Origin of the sequence: Limosilactobacillus oris (genome assembly GCF_025311495.1) — a bacterium.
In the GTDB taxonomy this organism is placed as follows: Bacteria; Bacillota; Bacilli; order Lactobacillales; family Lactobacillaceae; genus Limosilactobacillus; species Limosilactobacillus oris_A.
Genome location: NZ_CP104398.1, coordinates 890,152 through 910,714, shown reverse-complemented (window position 1 = coordinate 910,714; position 20,563 = coordinate 890,152). Strand labels below are relative to the sequence as shown.

The following is a 20,563-nucleotide window of genomic DNA, read 5'->3' as shown; positions in this document are numbered from 1 at the left end:
ATGACTAGCGTTAATTTGTACAAGCAAGATGGTAGCCAAAACGGCACTATCGAATTGAACGCCGCTGTGTTTGGAATTGAACCAAACCAAAACGCTGAATTTGATGCTATCCTGCGTCAACGTGCTTCTTTGCGCCAAGGCACCCACGCCGTTAAGAACCGTTCAGCTGTTAGCGGTGGTGGAAAGAAGCCATGGCGTCAAAAGGGTACTGGTCGTGCTCGTCAAGGTTCTATCCGGGCACCACAGTTCCGTGGCGGTGGTATCGTCTTCGGACCTACTCCACGCTCATACAAGTACAACCTTCCTCGTAAGGTTCGTCAACTTGCTATCAAGTCAGCACTTTCCCAAAAGGTTCTCGACAATGCATTAGTTGTTGTTGATGCATTGAACTTTGATGCACCAAAGACCAAGGAATTTGCTGGGGTAATGAACAACCTGAACGTTGCTGAAAAGGCCTTGATCGTTGTTACTGACGACGACAAGAACGCTGCATTATCAGCACGCAACCTGGCAAACGCAACTGTTGTTACTCCTGCCGGGGTTAACATCTTAAACGTTGCTGACGCCCAAAAGGTAATCATTACTAAGTCAGCTCTTTCTCAAGTAGAGGAGGTGCTCGCATAATGGAAGCACGCGATATTATTTTACGTCCAGTTGTTACTGAAGCCTCAATGGCTGGGATGGACGACAAGCGTTACACTTTTGATGTTGATTTACGGGCAACTAAGACTCAGGTCAAGAACGCCATTGAAGAAATTTTCGGTGTGAAGGTTGTTAAGGTTAACATCATGAATGTTAAGGGCAAGAAGAAGCGTCAAGGTCGTTACGTCGGCTACACTAAGCGTCGTCGTAAGGCAATCGTTACTCTTTCTGCTGATTCAGATGAAATTAAGCTGTTCAACGACAACAGTGAAAACTAATCATTAAAAAAAGGAGGAAAACATAGTGGGAATTCGTAAGTACAAACCTACTACTAACGGTCGCCGGAACATGAACGGTTACGACTTCGCTGAAATCACGAAGACGACGCCTGAAAAGTCATTGTTGGCTCCATTAAAACACACTGCCGGCCGGAACAGCTATGGTCACATTACTGTTCGTCACCGTGGTGGTGGTGTTAAGCGTCAATACCGGATCATTGACTTTAAGCGGATTAAGGATGATGTTCCTGCAACTGTTAAGGCCATCGAATACGATCCAAACCGTACTGCTAACATCGCACTCTTGGGTTACGCTGATGGTACCAAGTCATACATCATCGCTCCTAAGGGTCTGAAGGTTGGCATGACTGTTCAATCTGGTCCAGATGCAGATATCAAGGTTGGTAACGCTCTTCCATTGAAGAACATTCCAGTTGGTACTGTTATTCACAACATTGAATTAAAGCCAGGCAAGGGTGGTCAGCTTGCTCGTTCAGCAGGTGCTTCTGCTCAATTACTTGGTAAGGATGAGAAGTACGTCTTGGTACGTCTTTCATCTGGTGAAGTACGGATGGTTCTTGCTACCTGCCGTGCCACTATCGGTACTGTTGGTAACGACGAACACGCCCTTTTAATCAAGGGTAAGGCTGGTCGGACCCGTTACGCTGGTCAACGTCCACACGTCCGTGGTTCTGTTATGAACCCTAATGATCACCCACATGGTGGTGGTGAAGGTAAGCAACCAGTTGGTTTACCATCTCCTCTGTCTCCATGGGGTAAGAAGACCGTTGGTAAGAAGACCCGTTCACACAAGGCTCGTTCAAACAAGTTCATTGTTCGTGGTCGGAAGCGCGGTCCACACACTCGTTAATATATTACGTTTATTACCCGAGAGGAGGTACACTAAATGGGTCGTAGTTTGAAGAAGGGACCTTTCGCTGATGCTTCATTACTGAAGAAGGTTAAGGAGCAGGAAGGTTCTGAAAAGAAGACGGTCATCAAGACCTGGTCACGTCGTTCTACCATTTTCCCAAGCTTCATTGGTTACACATTTGCTGTTTATGATGGTCGGAAGCACGTACCAGTTTACGTACAAGAAGACATGGTAGGTCACAAGTTGGGCGAATTCGTGCCAACTCGTACTTTCCACGGTCACGCAAATGATGACAAGAAGACAGGCAAGTAAAGGAGGGTGAATTAAGAAATGGCTGAAAACATCACTTCCGCTAAGGCAACTGCCAAGATGGTCCGTGTTCCTGCCCGTAAGGTTCGCCTTGTTTTAGACGCAATTCGCGGCAAGAGCGTTGCTGAAGCATTCGCTATTCTGAAGTTCACCAGCCGTGGTGCCGCTTCAGATGTTCAAAAAGTCTTAAATTCTGCTGTTGCAAACGCTGAAAACAACTTTGATTTAGATCGTGCTTCATTGGTTGTCAGCGAAGCCTACGCAAACGAAGGACCAACCTTAAAGCGGTTCCGTCCTCGTGCAAAGGGTTCTGCTTCACCAATTAACAAGCGGACTAGTCACATCACAGTGGTTGTTACAGAACGATAGGAGGAATAAATAGTGGGTCAAAAGATCAATCCTAATGGTTTTCGTGTCGGAGTCATTCGCGATTGGACTGCAAAGTGGTACGCTGATAAAGACTTTGCTAACTACCTGAACGAAGACCTTCGGATCCGTAAGTACATTGAAAAGCGACTTGCTGATGCCTCTGTATCAACCGTTGAAATTGAACGTGCCGCAAACCGCGTCAACGTTTCAATTCACACTGCCAAGCCAGGAATGGTTATTGGTAAGGGTGGTTCAGAAGTTGAAGCACTTCGTAAGGAATTAAACAAGTTAACTGGCAAGCGTGTCCACATCAACATTGTGGAAATCAAGAAGCCAGACTTGGATGCACACCTGGTTGGTGAAAGCATCGCACGGCAACTCGAAGCGCGGATTGCTTTCCGTCGTGCAATGCGTGGAGCAATGCAACGGGCTATGCGTGCCGGCGCTAAGGGCATTAAGACTCAAGTTGCTGGTCGTTTGAACGGTGCTGATATGTCACGGGTTGAATCATACTCTGACGGTACTGTTCCATTGCACACTCTCCGTGCCGACATTGATTACTCTTGGGATGAAGCAAACACTACTTATGGTGTCCTGGGTGTTAAGACTTGGATCTACCGTGGTGAAGTTCTTCCTACCAAGAAGAATGAAAATGATGATGAACAAGGAGGGAAGTAAAACATGCTAGTACCAAAGCGAGTAAAGCACCGTAAGGTTCAACGTGGTCACATGCGTGGCGAAGCTAAGGGTGGCAAGACGGTTACCTTTGGTGAATTTGGTTTGCAAGCACTTGATTCCCACTGGATCAGCAACCGGCAAATCGAAGCCGCTCGTATTGCGATGACTCGTTACATGAAGCGTGGTGGGAAGGTTTGGATTAAGATCTTCCCTCAACTTTCCTACACCAGTAAAGGTGTTGGTGTCCGGATGGGTAACGGTAAAGGTGCTCCTGAAGGATGGGTTGCTCCAGTTAAGCGCGGCAAGGTAATGTTCGAAGTAGGGGGCGTTTCTGAAGAAGTCGCTCGTGAAGCTTTACGTCTTGCCGGTCACAAGTTGCCAGTTCGCACTAAGATCGTACAACGTGAGGAAGTAGGTGGACAATCTAATGAAAAGTAAAGATTACGTACAAGAACTGAATGGATTAACCACTGACAAGCTACTTGACCGTGAAAAGGAATTGAAGGAACAATTGTTTAACTTGCGTTTCCAATTAGCTACTGGTCAATTGGAAAACACTGCAAGCCTTAAAAAAGTACGTAAGGACATTGCACGGGTTAAGACAGTTCTTCGTCAACAAGAATTAAACAAATAAGAATACGAAAAGGAGGATTAGCGCATGAGTGAAGAACGTAATGCACGCAAGGTTTATCAAGGCCGCGTTGTTTCTGACAAGATGGACAAGACCATCACTGTCGTAATCGACACTTACAAGAGTGCCCCAATTTACGGCAAGCGTGTTAAGTACTCAAAGAAGTTCTACGCACACGATGAAAACAACGAAGCAAAGACCGGCGACACTGTACAAATCATGGAAACTCGGCCATTATCAGCTAAGAAGCGTTTCCGTCTTGTAAAAGTTGTCGAAAAGGCTGCTACCCTTTAATTAGCAGATAACTCTTAAATTCGTATTCTAATTCTTATTTGTAAATGGAAGGAGGACATTAACCGTGATTCAACAGGAAAGTCGGTTGAAGGTCGCTGATAATTCCGGTGCTCGTGAAATCCTTGTCATCAAGATCTTGGGTGGTTCCCGAGTTAAGACTGGTAACATCGGTGACATTATTGTTGCTACTGTAAAGCAGGCAACACCAGGTGGCGTTGTCAAGAAAGGTGACGTTGTTAAGGCTGTCGTTGTACGGACTAAGCATGGTCTGCACCGTAAGGATGGTTCTTACATCAAGTTTGATGAAAACGCCGCTGTTTTGATCAACAACGATAAGAGCCCTAAGGGTACCCGTATTTTTGGGCCAATCGCTCGTGAACTTCGTGGCGATGACTTCATGAAGATCGTTTCTCTGGCTCCAGAAGTTCTGTAAGATTAACCAAAAATAAGGAGGTGCACAATCAACATGCTCATTAAAACAGGTGACAAAGTTCGCGTTATCGCCGGTAAAGACAAGGGTAAGGAAGGTAACGTTAAGCAAATCTTCGCTGCCCAAAACCGTGTAATCGTTGAAGGCATTAACATGGTTAAGAAACACCAAAAGCCAAGCAACGCAAATCCTAACGGTGGCGTTATTGAAACTGAAGCTGCTATCAATGCTTCAAACGTAATGCTGATTGATCCTTCTACCAACGAACCAACCCGTGTTGGTTACAAGTTCGTTGATGGCAAGAAGGTTCGGGTTGCCAAGAAATCTGGCAAGACCATCGACTAATCGAGGAAAGGAGGAATAATTACTAATGGAAAACCGTTTAAAAGCTAAGTACGAAAGCGAAATCCGTCCTGCATTGATTGAAAAGTTCAACTACACTTCAACGATGCAAGCGCCAAAGGTCGACAAGATCGTCTTGAACATGGGTGTTGGTGATGCCACTACTAACTCCAAGAACTTGGACGAAGCCGTTGAAGAATTGGGCTTGATTGCTGGTCAAAAGCCATTGATCACTAAGGCTAAGAAGTCCATCGCCGGCTTCCGTCTTCGTGAAGGAATGCCAATTGGTGCTAAGGTAACCTTACGTGGTGAACGGATGTATGATTTCTTGGACAAGTTAGTCAACGTAGCATTGCCACGGGTTCGTGACTTCCACGGTGTAAGCAACAAGGCCTTTGATGGTCGTGGTAACTACACTCTTGGTATCCATGAACAATTAATTTTCCCTGAAATTGATTACGATAAGGTTAACCGGGTTCGGGGCTTGGACGTAGTCATTGTTACTACTGCTGAAAGTGATGAAGAATCACATGAATTACTTGCCCAACTCGGCATGCCATTTGCTAAATAAGGAGGTTCCACAAATTGGCTAAAAAATCAATGATTGCTAAGTGCAACCGTCCAGCGAAGTTCTCAAGTCGTGAATACACGCGTTGTGCACGTTGTGGACGTCCGCACTCAGTTTACCGTAAATTCCACCTATGCCGGATTTGCTTACGTGAACTTGCCCACAAGGGACAAATTCCTGGTTTAAAGAAGGCTAGCTGGTAAACAAATCACCGACAAAAGGAGGAAAACATCGATGTCTATGAGCGATCCAATTGCAGATTTCTTAACGCGGATTCGTAATGCTAACATGGCACAACACGAATCAGTTGAGGTTCCTGCATCTAAGATGAAGAAGGACATCGCCGAAATCTTGAAGAATGAAGGTTTCGTTCGCGATGTTGAATATGTTGACGATAACAAGCAAGGCATCATCCGTGTGTTCTTGAAATATGGCAACGACGGTCAACGCGTTATTTCTGGCTTGAAGCGGATTTCAAAGCCTGGTCTGCGGTCTTATGTTAAGGCTGATGCTGTGCCAAAGGTTCTTAACGGATTAGGTATTGCTATTATTTCAACATCTGAGGGTGTTGTAACCGATAAGGTAGCTCGCGCCAAGAAAATCGGTGGCGAAGTTATCGCTTACATTTGGTAAGATATTATATAAAGTTAGGAGGTGCACGCATGAGTCGTATTGGTTACAAGGAAATTGACTTGCCACAAGGCGTAGAAGTATCCCAGGAAGGCAACGTCGTAACTGTTAAGGGTCCTAAGGGAACTTTGTCACGTGAAATCTCACCTTTGATTAAGATGACGGTTGCTGACAACGTGATTAAGTTTGACCGTGATGATGATTCCAACAAGATGAAGATGATTCACGGTACTACCCGGGCAAACGTTAACAACATGGTTGAAGGTGTTGTTGATGGTTACAAGAAGGTCCTGAAGTTAGTCGGTGTTGGTTACCGTGCTCAATTCAAGGGCAACAAGCTGATTTTGACTGTTGGTTACTCCAACCCAGTTGAAATGGACAAGCCGGAAGATATTGATATTAAGGTTCCTGACAACACTACTATCGAATTAAGCTCCATCAACAAGGAACACCTTGGTGATTTTGCTGCCCAAGTTCGTGCCGTTCGTTCACCTGAGCCATACAAGGGTAAGGGTATTCGTTACGAAAACGAACACATCATCCGTAAGGAAGGTAAGACTGGTAAGTAACCTTGAGAGGTTAATCTACCGTCTACGAATTAAACTATACTATTTAATAAGAGGTGACTGTTGTGATTTCTAAACCAGATAAGAACAAGATCCGTCAACGCCGTCACATGCGCGTTCGCGGCAAGATCTCTGGTACTGCGGAGCGCCCACGCTTAAGTGTTTACCGTTCAAACAAAAACATTTACGCTCAATTAATTGATGACGTAAAGGGTGTGACGCTCGCAAGTGCCTCCACAAACGACAGCGAAGTTAGTGGTAAGACGAAGACTGAACAAGCTAGCGGCGTTGGTGCATTGATTGCCAAGCGTGCTGCTGACCAAAACATCACGAACGTTGTATTTGACCGTGGTGGGTACCTGTACCATGGTCGTGTTCAAGCTTTGGCTGAAGCTGCTCGTGAAAACGGACTTAAATTCTAAGGAAAAGGAGGAATAACCTGCAATGTCAGAATACATTGATCCAGCAAAGTTGGACTTAGACGATCAAGTTGTTGCTATCAACCGGATTACCAAGGTTGTTAAGGGTGGTCGTCGGATGCGGTTTGCTGCCCTTGTTATCGTCGGCGATCGTAAGGGTCACGTTGGTTTTGGTACTGGTAAGGCTCAAGAAGTTCCAGAAGCTATCCGCAAGGCTCAAGCTGCTGCTGAAAAGAACCTGATTACTGTTCCAATCGTTGGTACTACTATTCCGCACGAAGTTATCGGTACTTACGGCGGTGGTAAGATCATGTTGAAGCCCGCCGTTGAAGGTTCCGGGGTTGCTGCCGGTGGTGCGGTTCGTAACGTTATGGACCTGGCCGGGGTTGCCGATGTTACTTCCAAGCGTCTGGGCTCCAACACGCCAATCAGCGTGGTTCGGGCTACTTTCGAAGGTCTGAAGCAATTGAAGAGCGCTGACGAAGTTGCTAAGCTTCGTGGTGTTTCAGTAGATCACTTGGCTGAATAAGGAGGGCACTAATTATGGCTAAAGTTAAAGTTACCTTAATCCACAGTGTTGCCCACCGTGAACCAACCCAACGGAAGACCGTTCAGGCCTTGGGCTTAGGCAAGATCGGCAGTTCAAACATTCTGCCAGACAATGCCGCAACACGTGGTCAAATTTTCAAAGTTGCACACTTAGTTTCCATCGAAGAAGTTAAGTAATTAAAACTAAATAATAAGGAGGTGCCTACCAAATGAAGTTAAATGAATTGAAGCCTGCTGAAGGTTCTCGTTCAAAGCGTCTTCGTAAGGGTCGTGGTCTTTCATCAGGTCACGGTTTCACTTCAGGACGTGGTACTAAGGGTCAAAAGGCTCACGGCAAGACTCGTCTTGGTTTTGAAGGGGGTCAAATGCCACTCTACCGGCAAATTCCTAAGCGTGGTTTTACCAACATCAACCGCAAGGAATACGCTATTGTTAACTTGACTGCCCTGAACAAGTTCGATGACGGTGCTGAAGTTACTCCAGAAGTTCTGGTAGAAAACGGAATCGTTAAGAACTTGAAGAGCGGTGTTAAGGTTCTTGGTAGCGGTAAGCTGGAAAAGAAGTTAACTGTTAAGGCTAACAAGTTTTCTGCTTCAGCGGTTTCAGCAATTGAAGCTGCTGGCGGTAAAACTGAGGTGATGTAATTTGTTCAAAGCCGTCATAAACACGTTAAAGGTTAAGGAGATTCGGAAGAAGATTCTCTTTACCTTATTCGTGTTGATTGTTTACCGAATTGGGGCGGCTATCACTGTTCCTGGAGTTAACGCTGCAGCTTTGCAGGAAATTTCCTCGACCGGGTTAGCATCGATCCTCAATACCTTTAGTGGTGGTGGCTTGGAAAACTACTCGTTGTTTGCAATGGGAGTTTCCCCATACATCACCGCCCAGATTGTTGTTCAACTGCTGCAGATGGATATTGTTCCGCGGTTTGTTGAATGGAGTAAGCAAGGGGAAGTTGGTCGGCGAAAACTTAACCAGGCAACCAGGTGGTTAACGATTGTCCTTGGATTTATCCAATCAATCGGAATTACCGCCGGATTCAATGCGTTAAGCACGATTAAATTGGTTAACCACCCCAATCCGCAGACTTACCTAACGATTGGTTTGATTCTGACGGCGGGGACGATGTTTGCTACCTGGATGGGGGACATGATTACCGAACGTGGTATCGGTAATGGTGTTTCAATGCTGATTTTTGCCGGGATTGTTGCACAAATGCCCGGTGCGATGCGGCAACTCTGGGACGATCAAATTGCAGGAGAATCCGGTGCGGCCTTATGGTCAGGAATCGGCTTCATTGCGTTAGTTGTTGTAGCATTATTAATCATTGTGGCGTTCGTAACTTGGGTCCAACAAGCTGAACGTCGGTTACCGATTCAGTATACTCGTCGGACAACTACTTCACCATCAAGCAGTTACCTCCCGTTAAAGATTAACGTTTCTGGGGTTATTCCAGTCATCTTCGCTGGTTCCTTTATTTCAACCCCGCAAACAATCTTGATGGCTTTCCAGCAAAACCATGGTGGTGACACTTGGTATCAAGTACTGACAACGATTTTTAATATGCAATCCGGTCCGGGGATCGCTTTGTATACGTTGTTGATTGTTGTATTTACCTTTTTCTACGCCTTTGTTCAGGTTAATCCGGAAAAGCTCGCAGAAAACTTGCAAAAGCAGGGTTCCTACATTTCTGGTGTTCGGCCGGGAAAAGGAACGCAAACTTTTGTTTCAGCTCTGTTAATGCGTTTAAGTACGGTTGGTTCGCTCTTCTTGGGATTGATTTCCTTAATCCCACTGATTGCCAGCAACGTCTGGAACCTTAGCCAGTCAATCGGCTTGGGTGGGACCAGCTTATTAATCATCGTCCAGATTGCCCTGGATGTTATCCGTCAGTTAAACGGGTTAACGATGAAGCGTGAATATATTGGATTTATTCGTGAACCAGAAGGAGGAAATGGCAAATGAGTATGAACCTTGTTTTAATGGGGTTGCCTGGTGCCGGTAAGGGTACCCAAGCGCAAAAGATTGTGGAAGATTTCGATATTCCTCATATTTCAACTGGGGACATCTTCCGTGCGGCAATTAAAAACGAAACTCCAATGGGAGTTGAAGCTAAGAAGTACATCGATAAAGGTGAATTAGTTCCGGATGAAGTGACGAACGGCATTGTTAAGGAACGACTTGCCCAGGATGATACTGCCAAGGGCTTCATGCTTGATGGCTTTCCTCGCAATCTTAACCAGGCTGCGGCTTTGGATAAGATGTTAGCTGAGAGTAACCGGCAATTAGATGCTGTCATCAATATTCACGTCGAACCAGATGTGCTGGTAGAACGGTTAAGTGGTCGGTTTATTTGTCGCAATTGTGGTGCAACGTATCATAAGATTTACAATGCGCCAAAGGTAGAAGGAACGTGTGACGTTTGTGGCGGCCACGAATTCTACCAACGTGATGACGATAAGCCAGAAACGGTCAAGAATCGTTTGGATGTCAACATTAAGTTGAACACCCCACTGGTAGATTACTACCAAAAGCAAGGTGTTTTGCACACGATCGATGGTCAACAGGACATCGATAAGGTTTATGCAGACGTCAAGAAAGTGCTTAATAGTCTCTAAAGATGCTTGATAACTTGCGCTAGACAGCTACTTATGCTAAACTAGGCAAGGTTTATCTAGCTGACAGTGGGGAGTAGTGCGCTTTCCACCGTTTTTACGTAATTTCTTGATTAAGCAAGGAGGAACCGTTTCGTGGCAAAAGCCGATGTGATTGAAGTTGAGGGTAAGGTTACTGAAACCCTGCCTAACGCGATGTTTAAAGTTGAACTGGAAAATGGGGCGGAGATTCTTGCTCATGTCTCAGGAAAGATTCGGATGCACTACATCAAGATTCTGCCTGGGGACCGAGTAAAGGTTGAAATGTCTCCATATGACCTTACCAAGGGTCGGATCACGTTCCGGTTTAAGTAATAATTGTTGATCTAGGAACTCTTAGGAGGATTTTTAAGGATGAAAGTAAGACCATCAGTCAAGCGGATGTGCGAGCACTGCAAGATCATTAAGCGTCATGGACGTATTATGGTGATTTGCTCTGCTAACCCAAAGCACAAGCAACGTCAAGGTAAGTAATTTTATTATATAGGAATGGAGGTGCACTAAATGGCTCGTATTGCAGGTGTCGATTTACCTCGTGACAAGCGAATCGTAATCGGCTTAACTTATATTTACGGTATCGGTGATTCCACTGCTAAGAAGATTTTGGAAGCTGCCGGTGTTTCTGAAGATGTTCGTGTTCGTGATTTAACTCCGGACCAAGAAGAAAAGATCCGTGGTCAAGTTGAAAACATCCAAGTGGAAGGTGACTTACGCCGGGAAGTTTCAATGAACATCAAGCGTCTGCAAGAAATTGGTTCATACCGTGGTATGCGTCACCGTCGTGGTTTACCAGTTCGTGGTCAACACACGAAGAACAACGCTCGTACTCGTAAGGGTAAGGCGGTAACCATCGCTAACAAGAAGAAGTAATTTAATTTTATAAAAAAGGAGGTTAGTACTAGATATGGCAACCAAAAAAGGTACGCGTAAGCGTCGTGCAAAGAAGAATGTTGAAACTGGTGTTGCGCACATTCACTCAACATTTAACAACACTTTGATCATGATTACTGACGTTCAAGGTAACGCCGTTGCTTGGTCATCAGCTGGTGTCTTGGGCTTCAAGGGTTCACGGAAGTCAACTCCATTTGCTGCCCAAATGGCTTCAGAAGCTGCTGCCAAGCAAGCTATGGAACACGGTATGAAGACTGTTGAAGTTGAAGTTAAGGGTCCAGGTTCTGGGCGTGAAGCTGCAATCCGTGCTCTGCAAGCAACTGGTTTGGAAGTTACCGCAATCCGCGATGTAACTCCAGTCCCACACAATGGTTCTCGTCCTCCAAAGCGTCGTCGTGTTTAATGGACATTTGGTGGAGAACCTGTTTTCCACAATTTGTCTTTTGTTAAAAATGCGCACCACGTTTGAAAGGGGTACAGGGATAGAATGATCGAATTTGAAAAGCCAAACATTCATAAAGTTGAAGAAACGGATAACTACGGCAAGTTTGTTGTAGAACCACTTGAGCGCGGTTATGGGACGACTCTTGGTAACTCACTGAGACGGGTTCTCATTGCTTCATTGCCAGGTTCAGCAATTACTACCATGCAAATTGATGGTGTTTTGCACGAATTCAGCACGGTGAAGGGTGTTACTGAAGATGTTACCCAGATTATCTTAAACCTTAAAAAGGTTTCGCTGAAAATCAATTCTGAAGACCAAAAGGACTTGGAATTAGACGTCAAGGGACCTGCTGAAGTAACCGCCGGTGATATTCAAGGTGATAGCGAAGTATCTGTCTTGAACCCTGATTTGCATATTGCAACTGTCGCTGATGGTGCAGAATTACACATTAAGATGACAGCTGATAAAGGTCGTGGTTACCTTTCAGCTAATGATAATAAGGCCCGGATGGAAGATTTGGCCATCGGTGTACTGCCAATTGATTCCATTTATACTCCAATCGAACGTGTAAACTACACCGTGGAAAATGCGCGGGTTGGTCAACGGAGTGATTTCGACAAGTTGACCCTGGATGTTTGGACTGATGGTTCAATTACACCAACCGAAGCGGTTAGTTTGGGTGCTAAGATTTTGACTGAACACTTGGCAATGTTTGTTAACCTGACTGAAACGGCGCAAAATGTCCAAGTGATGGTTGAAAAGGAAGAAACCCACAAGGAAAAGACGCTTGAAATGACGATTGAGGAACTGGACTTGTCTGTTCGTTCATACAACTGTCTCAAGCGTGCGGGAATTAACACCGTTAAGGAACTGACTGATCGGACCGTTTCTGACATGATGAAGGTTCGGAACTTAGGACAGAAGTCATTAGAAGAAATTAAGCTCAAATTAAATGACCTTGGCGTTTCATTCCGCCAGGATGATTAATTGATACCAATTGCAAAGGAGGGAACCAGTTCATGAGTTACCGTAAATTAGGACGTACAAGTTCACAACGTAAAGCTTTATTACGTGATTTAACTACTGATTTGATCGTTAATGGTCAGATTACCACTACTGAAGCACGTGCAAAGGAAGTTCGCAAGACCGCTGACAAGATGGTTACACTTGCTAAGCACGGTGACCTTGCTTCTCGCCGGAAGGCTGCTGCCTTTATCCGTAATGTTGTTGCGGATGTTAAGGAAGACGGCGATGACATTCGGATCCAATCTGCACTTCAACACTTGTTTGAAGAACTTGCACCAAAGTACGCAGATCGGAACGGTGGTTACACGCGGATTTTGAAGACCATGCCTCGTCGTGGTGACGGCGCTCCAATGGTTATCTTGGAATTCGTCGACTAATTACTGACAAACTAAATACGTAATAAAGAATCACTATCATTGATGGCATAGAGCGTTACGATGGTGGGGTAACCCTAGTCTAGCTCGAATGCGGAAACCCCGTGCGCCGCAATGGTAAGTGATTTTTTATTTTAAACGTTTTTTGGCGGCCACTAGCGATGGGTTCGGACGTGCTGCTAGTCGAGGAGACCTTTGGTTGGCAGGCAGCAGTTGGGAGTGAAGCCCCGGTCCTTTAGCTATTTCAAAGATAATAAGGCGATGGTGCAGCAGCTGACGAAGCAACATTTGACCAACTTTCTTCCCCACACAAAAAGCTCCCCCAAGCAACTAATCAGGTCACTTGGGGGAGTAGGTGGAATTAAATTATCAGGCTAGGCACAGCTCAATACTAGTGGGTAAAGCCGTACTTCTTGAGCTCAGTCCGTTGGTGGCTGACAATGTGCGAGTTATTTAACTCGTCAATTGCCCGCTTCATATCTTCGATGAAGTCGTGGGCCATGTTCATTCCCAGGTCAGCCCGGCAGACGATCCGTTGAACTTCGATGTTGTCGAGGTTTTCCGGCAGTGGGTAGGCTGGTACTTGCCAATCCTTCATCCGGAGACGGTCAGCCAGGTCGTAGAGGGTCCAGTCAACGCCATCGTTAATCTTGTGCTTGTAGCAGACAATTGGCAGTTCGGAACCGTCATTGACGATTTCAAAGTGGCCTAATTTGGCAATTTCACTGGACAGGTAGACGGCAACGTCATGGGTCCGCTTTTGGATTTCCTTGTAGCCATTAAAGCCGAAGCGGACAAAGTTGTAGTATTGACCGATGATTTGCGAGGCACTCCGTGAGAAGTTGATTGCCATGGTCGGCAGTTCACCACCAAGATAGCTGACCTTAAAGATCAGTTTGTCTGGCAAGAACTGCTTGTCGCGCCAGAGAACCCAACCAATCCCTGGGTATACCAGGCCGTACTTGTGACCTGACGAATTAATGGAAACAACGTTCTTCAGCTGGAAGTCCCACTTGATATCTGGCTCCATGAACGGTGCGTAGAAACCAGCTGAGGCGGCATCAACGTGGATGTAAACCTTGTAAGGGGTTGTCTTATTATAGGCTTCGACCAGGTCGTTTAGCTTAGCAATGTTATCATAACGGCCTGTGTAGGTAATCCCCATGATACCAACGGTCCCAATCGTATATTCGTCAACATAGTCCATTACCTTTTCCATGTTAAGCGACTGGTGCTGTTCATCCATTGCGACGGTCCGCAGTTCAATGTCAAAGTAGGTGGCAAATTTTTCCCAGCAAACTTGGTAGCCGGAAGAAATAACCAGGTTTGGCTTGTGGGCGTGAATGTCCAGGCCCAGCTTCTTGGCCCGTTCCCGCCAGGCAAACTTCATTGCCAGGCCACCAAGCATACATGCCTCAGAAGAACCGACCGTGGAAGTCCCCATGTAGTTCTCAGCGGGTTGAGCGTGCCAAAGGTTAGCAATAATGTTAACACAGCGGTTTTCTAGTTCAGCTGTCCGTTGGTATTCTGACTTATCAATGGCGTTTTTATCCATTGTTTCGGCCATGATTTTCGTTGCATTTGGTTCCATATAAGTCTGACAGAAGGTTGCCAGGTTTTCACGGGCGTTTCCTTCATCCAGAAGTGCTCCTTAACGATCCGGTAGGTAATCCGCGGTTCCACCGGCTTTTCGTTCAGCTGATACTTTGGAAGAGGGTGATCCGAAGAATAGGAACCAAAAATGGGATCGAGAAAGTTACGATTTTCTTTACTGTTTTACCATATAATCCAGCCATAAATAAATAACCTCCTAATTTTGATGTGCAGGTTTACTTGCTGTCTCGTTTTCATCTGAAACAGCTTCTGAGACAATGTGATGCTCACCACGAGCAATTGGTGGTACTGCTGGAATGACATCCTGGGCACTGAGGTGCTGGGGATTATCATTGTGATGGTGGTGCCCCCACTTGTGGTGGAAGGCGTAGATGATGAATGGCAGTATCAGCGCAATAATAAAGCTAATGATTAAGACACCCAGATAAGCGGAATCGGATGATCTTGGCAGCGTGCTCGGCGGAACGAACGAGATACCGAAGGCAAAGAGGGATACTAATAATCCACAAATTGAAACAACGGCCTTACCAAAGGTCCCACCAGGGATTTTATAGGTACGTTTCAGCTGCTTCATCTTGAAAATCAAGACGAGGTAGCCAATGAAGAAGAGCAGGTAGCCGACCAGGTAGATAACCACGGTCAGCGACATGGCGGCGAAGAACGAAACGTTATCGCTGCCACCCCCGAAGGTCAGGACCGCGTCCCAGATTGAAACGATGATCCCTTGGACCACGATTAGCGGGATTGGTACTCCCGACTTGTTGGTCTTCCGGAACCACCGGGGAAGAATTCCCTGCTGGGCGGTTGCGAACATCCCCCGGGAAGGACCAATGACCCAGGAACTAATCTCGGCCATGACCCCAGCGGCAATCATCAACGCAATCAGCTTGACCAGCCAGCCGAGTTGGGGATTGATATAGAGCAGCAGGTAGTTAAAGGCCTGGACAACCCCCGCACTAAGTGAAATTTCCTTGGCTGGGACAACCGCGGCGACAGTAAAGCCACCAAAGGTATCCAGACAGATTGCGAGGATTACCAGGATGAACATTGCCAAAGGATAATTCCGTTTGGGCCGCTTTAATTCGTTAATGTGCGAAGCTGAGGCTTCGACCCCCATGTAGGCTAAGACAAATGAAATAAAGACTACCAGGGTATTGAGATGAGCGAAGTCAGGGACAAAGGCCCGGGCTGAAAAGCTGAGCTGCAAGGGACCTCCCTTGATGATGTACCAGATTGCTAAAACAAAGAGAATTACTGAAGGAATTAAGATCCCAAGTGAAAAGCCCTACTTGGCGATTCGTGCAGTGTACTTGGTTCCCGCGAATTGTGAAAAGGTCAGGAGCCAGAAGATAATCAGGACCCCAAAGAATTTAATGACGGGAACCTGGTTAAGAGCCGGCCAGTTGAAGACGAATGATAATGCCCCCAAGATGAAGTAAATCATCGTGATAAAACCGACCGTGATTTGAAACCATTGAAAGAAGATAGCCGCAAATCCCCACCGCTCGCCAAGGGTGTGCTTAACCCAGTTGAAAATTCCGCCACCATTCTGGTTCCAACCATTAACGGTTGCCATTTCGGCGGCACAGAGTGCAACTGGCAGGAACCAGAAGATTCCCCCAAGGACCAGGAAGGATACCAGGTGCAGCTTGGCGGTAGCAAAAGTTGGGTACTCATACACCGTCAAGACCATTGATGCGGTGAGTGAAAAGAAACCAAATAAAGTTAGGTTTCGGGCGACTTGTTTGCCATTACTATCCATGAGCTTCTCCTTTCTGTTTATGATTTGATAAACACTTTACCCACGTTTTATTATTATAAAATCAATTACAATCAAAATAATACTTTTAGTTTAATCACAAAGATTATTAAACTAAAACCCCAAACATAGGGGTGTTTACCTTGATTATGGTATATCCGGTATTGAGCGAAATGCCAAATAATAACCTGATATGAGCTGAGAATTAATTACGGGATTTTGCTTTCGCCTGATAACGAATGGAAAATATATAAGAAATCGTTCCCAAATAATTGCTAAAAGCAGGCAGAGAAGTGAAATATACGGGTGGTGTTTTGGAAAGATTTCCCAATTTACTAACTTTTCCAGCAAAATTCCTGTAACTTAGCGCGGTCTTTGTTAGAATAAAGAGGATTAATTTGGAAAGGAACCGACGGCGTGGACGGGATCAAGTTAGAAAACATTACGTATACATATCCGGGGGCAAGCCAACCGGTGCTCAAAAAGCTCAACCTCCAGCTTCCCCGGGGGCAATGGACGACCCTGATTGGTAAAAACGGGAGCGGGAAGAGTACCATTGCCCGGCTGATCGATGGGCTGCTGGTGGCTGATGAGGGGCAGGTCGTCGTCAACGGCCTGACTGTGACCGAAGACCACTTAACGACGCTCCACCGTCAAGTGGGGATCGTTTTTCAAAATCCCGATAACCAGTTTGTTGGGGCGACGGTCGCCGATGACATTGCCTTTGGGCTTGAAAACCAGCAACTGCCACGGGACGAGATGACCAGACGGATTGACAAGGCCCTGGCCCGGGTAGGGATGAGTCAGCTAGCGGATACCGAACCGAGCCTCCTCTCTGGGGGACAGAAACAGCGAGTGGCGATTGCCGGGATTCTCGCCTTAGAACCCCAGGTGATTATCCTGGACGAGGCCACTTCAATGCTCGACCCGGCTGGCCGGCAGACCGTGCTAAATCTCCTGGCCCAGTTGCGGCAGGAGGAGTCACTGACTATTATTACAATTACCCATGATCCGGTGGAAATGACGATGGCCGATAAAATCGTGGTGGTTGACCAGCAGGGAATTGCTGATGAAGGCCCGGCCGGCGAGATTCTCTGCCAAGCCGATTTGCTGCACCGTCTGGGAGTCGGTATTCCCGTGGCTCAAGACCTGAGCGAACGGCTGGCTGCCCTGGGAGTCGCTGTTCCAGCGGGGTACTTAACAACAAACGAAATGGTGGAATGGTTATGCCGGAAATTAAGCTAAATAACGTCGCCTTTGAGTATTCCAATAGTAAGCAGCGTGCTTTGACGGAAGTTAACCTGACAATTCCGGCAGGGAGCTATACCGCCTTGGTAGGTCATACTGGTAGCGGTAAATCAACACTCGTGTCCTTGATTGACGGCCTACTGAAACCGACGGCGGGGCAGATCACGGTAGGGAAACAGACTGTTGATGCAAGCGCTCGGCGCCAGGACCTGGCTAAACTTCGCCAGCACGTGGGCTTCGTCTTTCAGTTCCCGGAGCAGCAATTATTTGCAGAAACTGTCGCTAAGGATATCGCCTTTGGTCCAGAAAACCTTGGCTGGGATCAGGAACAGGTGGCTACAGCCGTTCAGGAAGCGCTGAACGCGGTTGGCCTGCCCGCGGACCTGGCGGAACGGTCACCGTTTATGCTCTCCGGAGGCCAGATGCGGCGGGTAGCGATTGCCGGGGTTCTGGCAATGCAGCCGGAGGTCCTGATCCTGGACGAACCGACGGCGGGATTAGATGCCCAGTCAACGGAGCAGTTATTGAACTTAATTGCCACGTTCCACCAGGAAGGCCGGACGATTATCTTGATTACCCACCAGATGGAACAGGTGGCGCGCTATGCCGACCAGGTGGTCGTAATGAACCACGGACAGCTGGTGACCGCGACTACCCCGGAGCAACTGTTTGCTGATAGCCAGCTCATGGCGGCTAACCAGCTGAACCGGCCGGCCGCGGTTCAGATTGCTCATCAGCTGCGGAAGCGGGGCGTCGACTTGCCGGCAGTGCTGACCCTTGACCAGCTAGCGAAGGTCCTGGCACCCCGGCTGAAAGGGGGAACGGACTGATGACTAACGCGATTGTTTTTGGTTCCTACGTTCCCGGTGATTCACGTCTTCATCGCCTTGACCCCCGGGCAAAGCTGCTGCTATGTATCGCCTATGTTATCCTCGTTTTCTTTGCCAATAGCTGGGCAACCTGTCTGTTACTGGTAGCTGCGCTGCTGGTGACCATGGTGATGAGCAGGGTCAGTTTTCGGCTTTACTGGCGGGGGCTTCTCCCCCTGGCATGGATCATTCTGTTAACGGTGGCTTTTCAAGTCCTGTTTAGCACCGGGGGACCGGTTTACTGGCGCTGGTGGCTATTTACCGTGACCCGGGATGGATTAGTCAATTCACTCATTATTTTCTTCCGCTTCATGGTGATCGTTACTGCCTCGACGGTCTTGACCGCGACCACGCCGACCCTGCGGATTGCGGACGCCCTCTCCTGGTTGATGCAGCCGCTGAAGGCCATTAAGGTTCCCGTGAACCAGATTACCCTGATGATTTCGATTGCCCTGCGGTTTATTCCGACCATTATGGATGAGGCGGTCAAAATCGCCAATGCTCAGCGGTCCCGGGGGATGAACCTTGACGAGGGGGGACTGATCCGGCGTCTGACCCGGATGGTACCAATCCTTATCCCGTTATTCGTGGATTCCTTTAAACGGGCGGAGGAGCTGGCAACGGCAATGGAGGCCCGGGGGTATGATCCAGCGGCTCCGCGGACGCATTACCGGCAGCTGCACTGGTACCGGCGGGACACGGTCAGTCTGTTGCTGCTGTTGGCCCTGGCAGTAGCGGTACTGATCCTCCGTTTCGTAATTTGACTGTTAGAAAGGAAAAGCAAATGTATCGTTATAAAATTACCTTTGCCTACGACGGGGCGAACTTCTCGGGCTTTCAAATCCAGCCCCACAAGCGAACGGTAGAGCAGGTCCTGAAAAACGCGGTTAATAAAATCGCCAAGTATCCTGACCCGCCGATCAGTGTGATTGGTTCCGGGAGGACTGATGCTGGGGTCCACGCCCTTAACCAGGTCGCCCATTTTGACCTTCCTTACCAGCTGAGCGACGAGTCGATGCGGAAGGCCCTTAACAGTCTGCTACCCTTAGATATTCTGGTAAAAAAGGCCGAGCGGGTCGACGAAAGTTTTCACGCCCGGTATAGCGCCCACCGAAAAACTTACCGGTACCGGGTCGACCAGGGGGACTTTGTTGACCCCTTCAAGCGTAACTACACGGCGCACTATAAGGTGCCGGTCGATATTGATAAGATGCGCTTGGCCGCTAAGGACTTTATTGGTGAACATGACTTTACGAGCTTTGTGGCCTCGGGGAGCCAGGCAAAGAGCAATGTTCGGACGGTGGAAAAGATTACCGTTGACCGTGATCCAGCGCAAAACGAGGTCGTGTTTGAATTTACCGGTAATGGCTTCTTGTACAACCAGATCCGGATTATGGTCGCCTTCCTCCTGGAGGTGGGCAGCGGCCAGCGCCCGGTTAGCGATGTTCAACGGGTGTTAGCGGCGAAGGACCGAACCCAGGCCCGGATGACCGCCCCCGCGAGCGGCTTGTACCTGGTCAGCGTTGATTACGGCCCTGACGGCAAAAACAATTGACGAACAATCGAGAAGAAGGTATACTAACACTTGGTATTTCTTTTCCATCTAATAACTCGGTACACTATTATATGTAAAAGAAAACAAAATTGGAGGAACTAATCGTGAGAACGACATACATCGCTAAACCTGGTGAAGTTGATCGCAAGTGGTACGTTGTCGATGCTAAGGATGTCCCAATGGGTCGTCTGGCCACCGTCGTCGCATCTATCCTGCGTGGTAAGAACAAGCCAACATTTACTCCCCACGTTGATACTGGTGACAACGTTATCGTTATCAACGCTGCTCAAGTTAAGTTAACTGGTAAGAAGGCATCCCAAAAGATGTACTACCGTCACTCAAACTACCCTGGTGGTTTGAAGCAACGGACTGCCGGTGACTTCCTTGCTAAGGAACCAGAGAAGTTATTGGAAACTGCTATTAAGGGTATGCTTCCACACAACTCCCTTGGTCACAAGATGGGCTTAAAGCTGCATGTTTACGCTGGTGAAGACCACAAGCACGCCGCACAAAAGCCTGAAGCATTGGACATTACAAACTTAATCTAAG

The 20,563-nt window shown here is 47.3% G+C and carries 32 protein-coding genes and 2 pseudogenes; 32 read left to right on the top strand and 2 right to left on the bottom strand.

Features of this window, described 5'->3' with window-relative positions:
- The 27 genes from rplD to rplQ all read left to right on the top strand — a co-directional run bounded on the left by rplD (position 1) and on the right by rplQ (position 12,972).
- Entirely contained in the window at positions 1 to 624 is a 624-nt protein-coding gene (rplD, locus tag N4599_RS04770) for a 50S ribosomal protein L4 (protein WP_191363985.1), read from the top strand.
- Positions 624 to 920 (top strand): 50S ribosomal protein L23, encoded by a 297-nt coding sequence (gene rplW / locus N4599_RS04765; protein WP_003714478.1) that lies wholly within the window; start codon positions 624 to 626, stop codon positions 918 to 920. The genes rplD and rplW overlap by 1 nt, the downstream gene beginning before the upstream one ends.
- A 25-nt stretch (positions 921 to 945) precedes the next feature.
- Positions 946 to 1,791 (top strand): 50S ribosomal protein L2, encoded by an 846-nt coding sequence (gene rplB / locus N4599_RS04760; protein WP_003714468.1) that lies wholly within the window; start codon positions 946 to 948, stop codon positions 1,789 to 1,791.
- A gap of 36 nt (positions 1,792 to 1,827) precedes the next feature.
- Complete coding sequence (gene rpsS, locus N4599_RS04755; protein WP_191363986.1) at positions 1,828 to 2,106, top strand: 30S ribosomal protein S19; 279 nt, start codon at positions 1,828 to 1,830, stop codon at positions 2,104 to 2,106.
- Between the two features lie 18 nt (positions 2,107 to 2,124).
- Positions 2,125 to 2,472: a 50S ribosomal protein L22 gene (gene rplV / locus N4599_RS04750; RefSeq protein ID WP_003714490.1), complete on the top strand. Its 348-nt coding sequence runs from the start codon at positions 2,125 to 2,127 to the stop codon at positions 2,470 to 2,472.
- Between the two features lie 12 nt (positions 2,473 to 2,484).
- Positions 2,485 to 3,150, top strand: coding sequence for a 30S ribosomal protein S3 (gene rpsC, locus N4599_RS04745; protein WP_003714496.1), 666 nt, complete (start codon positions 2,485 to 2,487; stop codon positions 3,148 to 3,150).
- A 3-nt stretch (positions 3,151 to 3,153) separates the two neighbouring features.
- Positions 3,154 to 3,588, top strand: a complete 435-nt coding sequence (rplP, locus tag N4599_RS04740; RefSeq protein WP_003664555.1) for a 50S ribosomal protein L16 — start codon at positions 3,154 to 3,156, stop codon at positions 3,586 to 3,588.
- Positions 3,578 to 3,784, top strand: a complete 207-nt coding sequence (gene rpmC / locus N4599_RS04735; RefSeq protein ID WP_003714473.1) for a 50S ribosomal protein L29 — start codon at positions 3,578 to 3,580, stop codon at positions 3,782 to 3,784. The genes rplP and rpmC overlap by 11 nt, the downstream gene beginning before the upstream one ends.
- A 24-nt stretch (positions 3,785 to 3,808) precedes the next feature.
- Entirely contained in the window at positions 3,809 to 4,075 is a 267-nt protein-coding gene (rpsQ, locus tag N4599_RS04730; RefSeq protein WP_003714501.1) for a 30S ribosomal protein S17, read from the top strand.
- Between the two features lie 64 nt (positions 4,076 to 4,139).
- Positions 4,140 to 4,508, top strand: coding sequence for a 50S ribosomal protein L14 (gene rplN / locus N4599_RS04725; RefSeq protein ID WP_003714461.1), 369 nt, complete (start codon positions 4,140 to 4,142; stop codon positions 4,506 to 4,508).
- 33 nt (positions 4,509 to 4,541) lie between these two features.
- Positions 4,542 to 4,850, top strand: coding sequence for a 50S ribosomal protein L24 (rplX, locus tag N4599_RS04720; protein ID WP_003714494.1), 309 nt, complete (start codon positions 4,542 to 4,544; stop codon positions 4,848 to 4,850).
- A 25-nt stretch (positions 4,851 to 4,875) separates the two neighbouring features.
- The gene (gene rplE, locus N4599_RS04715; RefSeq protein WP_191363987.1) at positions 4,876 to 5,418 is read left to right on the top strand and encodes a 50S ribosomal protein L5; all 543 of its coding nucleotides are present in this window, start codon (positions 4,876 to 4,878) and stop codon (positions 5,416 to 5,418) included.
- A 14-nt stretch (positions 5,419 to 5,432) separates the two neighbouring features.
- The gene (locus N4599_RS04710; RefSeq protein WP_003664547.1) at positions 5,433 to 5,618 is read left to right on the top strand and encodes a type Z 30S ribosomal protein S14; all 186 of its coding nucleotides are present in this window, start codon (positions 5,433 to 5,435) and stop codon (positions 5,616 to 5,618) included.
- A gap of 31 nt (positions 5,619 to 5,649) precedes the next feature.
- Positions 5,650 to 6,048 (top strand): 30S ribosomal protein S8, encoded by a 399-nt coding sequence (gene rpsH, locus N4599_RS04705; RefSeq protein ID WP_191363988.1) that lies wholly within the window; start codon positions 5,650 to 5,652, stop codon positions 6,046 to 6,048.
- 29 nt (positions 6,049 to 6,077) lie between these two features.
- Complete coding sequence (gene rplF, locus N4599_RS04700; RefSeq protein WP_003714509.1) at positions 6,078 to 6,614, top strand: 50S ribosomal protein L6; 537 nt, start codon at positions 6,078 to 6,080, stop codon at positions 6,612 to 6,614.
- A 62-nt stretch (positions 6,615 to 6,676) separates the two neighbouring features.
- Positions 6,677 to 7,033: a 50S ribosomal protein L18 gene (gene rplR / locus N4599_RS04695; RefSeq protein ID WP_003714504.1), complete on the top strand. Its 357-nt coding sequence runs from the start codon at positions 6,677 to 6,679 to the stop codon at positions 7,031 to 7,033.
- Between the two features lie 22 nt (positions 7,034 to 7,055).
- Positions 7,056 to 7,559 carry a 30S ribosomal protein S5 gene (rpsE, locus tag N4599_RS04690; protein WP_003714463.1) on the top strand — a complete coding sequence of 168 codons (504 nt, stop codon included), beginning with the start codon at positions 7,056 to 7,058 and terminating at the stop codon, positions 7,557 to 7,559.
- 14 nt (positions 7,560 to 7,573) lie between these two features.
- Entirely contained in the window at positions 7,574 to 7,756 is a 183-nt protein-coding gene (rpmD, locus tag N4599_RS04685) for a 50S ribosomal protein L30 (RefSeq protein WP_003714480.1), read from the top strand.
- 32 nt (positions 7,757 to 7,788) lie between these two features.
- Positions 7,789 to 8,223, top strand: a complete 435-nt coding sequence (rplO, locus tag N4599_RS04680) for a 50S ribosomal protein L15 (protein ID WP_003714516.1) — start codon at positions 7,789 to 7,791, stop codon at positions 8,221 to 8,223.
- 1 nt (position 8,224) lies between these two features.
- Positions 8,225 to 9,544 carry a preprotein translocase subunit SecY gene (secY, locus tag N4599_RS04675; protein WP_191363989.1) on the top strand — a complete coding sequence of 440 codons (1,320 nt, stop codon included), beginning with the start codon at positions 8,225 to 8,227 and terminating at the stop codon, positions 9,542 to 9,544.
- Complete coding sequence (locus N4599_RS04670) at positions 9,541 to 10,197, top strand: adenylate kinase (protein ID WP_003716083.1); 657 nt, start codon at positions 9,541 to 9,543, stop codon at positions 10,195 to 10,197. Before secY ends, N4599_RS04670 begins: the two co-directional genes overlap by 4 nt.
- A gap of 132 nt (positions 10,198 to 10,329) precedes the next feature.
- Positions 10,330 to 10,548 (top strand): translation initiation factor IF-1, encoded by a 219-nt coding sequence (gene infA, locus N4599_RS04665; protein ID WP_003664537.1) that lies wholly within the window; start codon positions 10,330 to 10,332, stop codon positions 10,546 to 10,548.
- Positions 10,549 to 10,587: 39 nt separating this feature from the next.
- Positions 10,588 to 10,707 carry a 50S ribosomal protein L36 gene (rpmJ, locus tag N4599_RS04660; RefSeq protein ID WP_191363990.1) on the top strand — a complete coding sequence of 40 codons (120 nt, stop codon included), beginning with the start codon at positions 10,588 to 10,590 and terminating at the stop codon, positions 10,705 to 10,707.
- 30 nt (positions 10,708 to 10,737) lie between these two features.
- A complete protein-coding gene (gene rpsM, locus N4599_RS04655; protein ID WP_003714460.1) occupies positions 10,738 to 11,103 on the top strand; it encodes a 30S ribosomal protein S13 in 366 nt (121 codons plus the stop codon).
- A gap of 34 nt (positions 11,104 to 11,137) precedes the next feature.
- Positions 11,138 to 11,527: a 30S ribosomal protein S11 gene (gene rpsK, locus N4599_RS04650; RefSeq protein ID WP_003664532.1), complete on the top strand. Its 390-nt coding sequence runs from the start codon at positions 11,138 to 11,140 to the stop codon at positions 11,525 to 11,527.
- Between the two features lie 84 nt (positions 11,528 to 11,611).
- Positions 11,612 to 12,556 (top strand): DNA-directed RNA polymerase subunit alpha, encoded by a 945-nt coding sequence (locus N4599_RS04645; RefSeq protein WP_062812455.1) that lies wholly within the window; start codon positions 11,612 to 11,614, stop codon positions 12,554 to 12,556.
- Between the two features lie 32 nt (positions 12,557 to 12,588).
- A complete protein-coding gene (gene rplQ / locus N4599_RS04640; protein ID WP_003714475.1) occupies positions 12,589 to 12,972 on the top strand; it encodes a 50S ribosomal protein L17 in 384 nt (127 codons plus the stop codon).
- A 388-nt stretch (positions 12,973 to 13,360) separates the two neighbouring features.
- Here the strand turns inward: rplQ and gad are convergent.
- Together gad and gadC are read right to left on the bottom strand one after the other, a co-directional pair.
- A pseudogene (gene gad, locus N4599_RS04635) lies at positions 13,361 to 14,765 on the bottom strand (glutamate decarboxylase).
- Between the two features lie 14 nt (positions 14,766 to 14,779).
- Positions 14,780 to 16,345, bottom strand: a pseudogene (gene gadC / locus N4599_RS04630) (glutamate/gamma-aminobutyrate antiporter).
- A gap of 414 nt (positions 16,346 to 16,759) precedes the next feature.
- Here gadC and N4599_RS04625 point away from each other — a divergent pair.
- The 5 genes from N4599_RS04625 to rplM all read left to right on the top strand — a co-directional run bounded on the left by N4599_RS04625 (position 16,760) and on the right by rplM (position 20,562).
- The gene (locus N4599_RS04625) at positions 16,760 to 17,587 is read left to right on the top strand and encodes an energy-coupling factor transporter ATPase (protein ID WP_191363991.1); all 828 of its coding nucleotides are present in this window, start codon (positions 16,760 to 16,762) and stop codon (positions 17,585 to 17,587) included.
- A complete protein-coding gene (locus N4599_RS04620) occupies positions 17,569 to 18,420 on the top strand; it encodes an energy-coupling factor transporter ATPase (protein ID WP_062812994.1) in 852 nt (283 codons plus the stop codon). Before N4599_RS04625 ends, N4599_RS04620 begins: the two co-directional genes overlap by 19 nt.
- The gene (locus N4599_RS04615; RefSeq protein WP_260902278.1) at positions 18,420 to 19,223 is read left to right on the top strand and encodes an energy-coupling factor transporter transmembrane component T family protein; all 804 of its coding nucleotides are present in this window, start codon (positions 18,420 to 18,422) and stop codon (positions 19,221 to 19,223) included. The genes N4599_RS04620 and N4599_RS04615 overlap by 1 nt, the downstream gene beginning before the upstream one ends.
- 20 nt (positions 19,224 to 19,243) lie before the next feature.
- Positions 19,244 to 20,014: a tRNA pseudouridine(38-40) synthase TruA gene (truA, locus tag N4599_RS04610; protein WP_260902276.1), complete on the top strand. Its 771-nt coding sequence runs from the start codon at positions 19,244 to 19,246 to the stop codon at positions 20,012 to 20,014.
- A gap of 104 nt (positions 20,015 to 20,118) precedes the next feature.
- Complete coding sequence (gene rplM, locus N4599_RS04605) at positions 20,119 to 20,562, top strand: 50S ribosomal protein L13 (protein WP_003714513.1); 444 nt, start codon at positions 20,119 to 20,121, stop codon at positions 20,560 to 20,562.
- Position 20,563 lies beyond the last annotated feature (1 nt).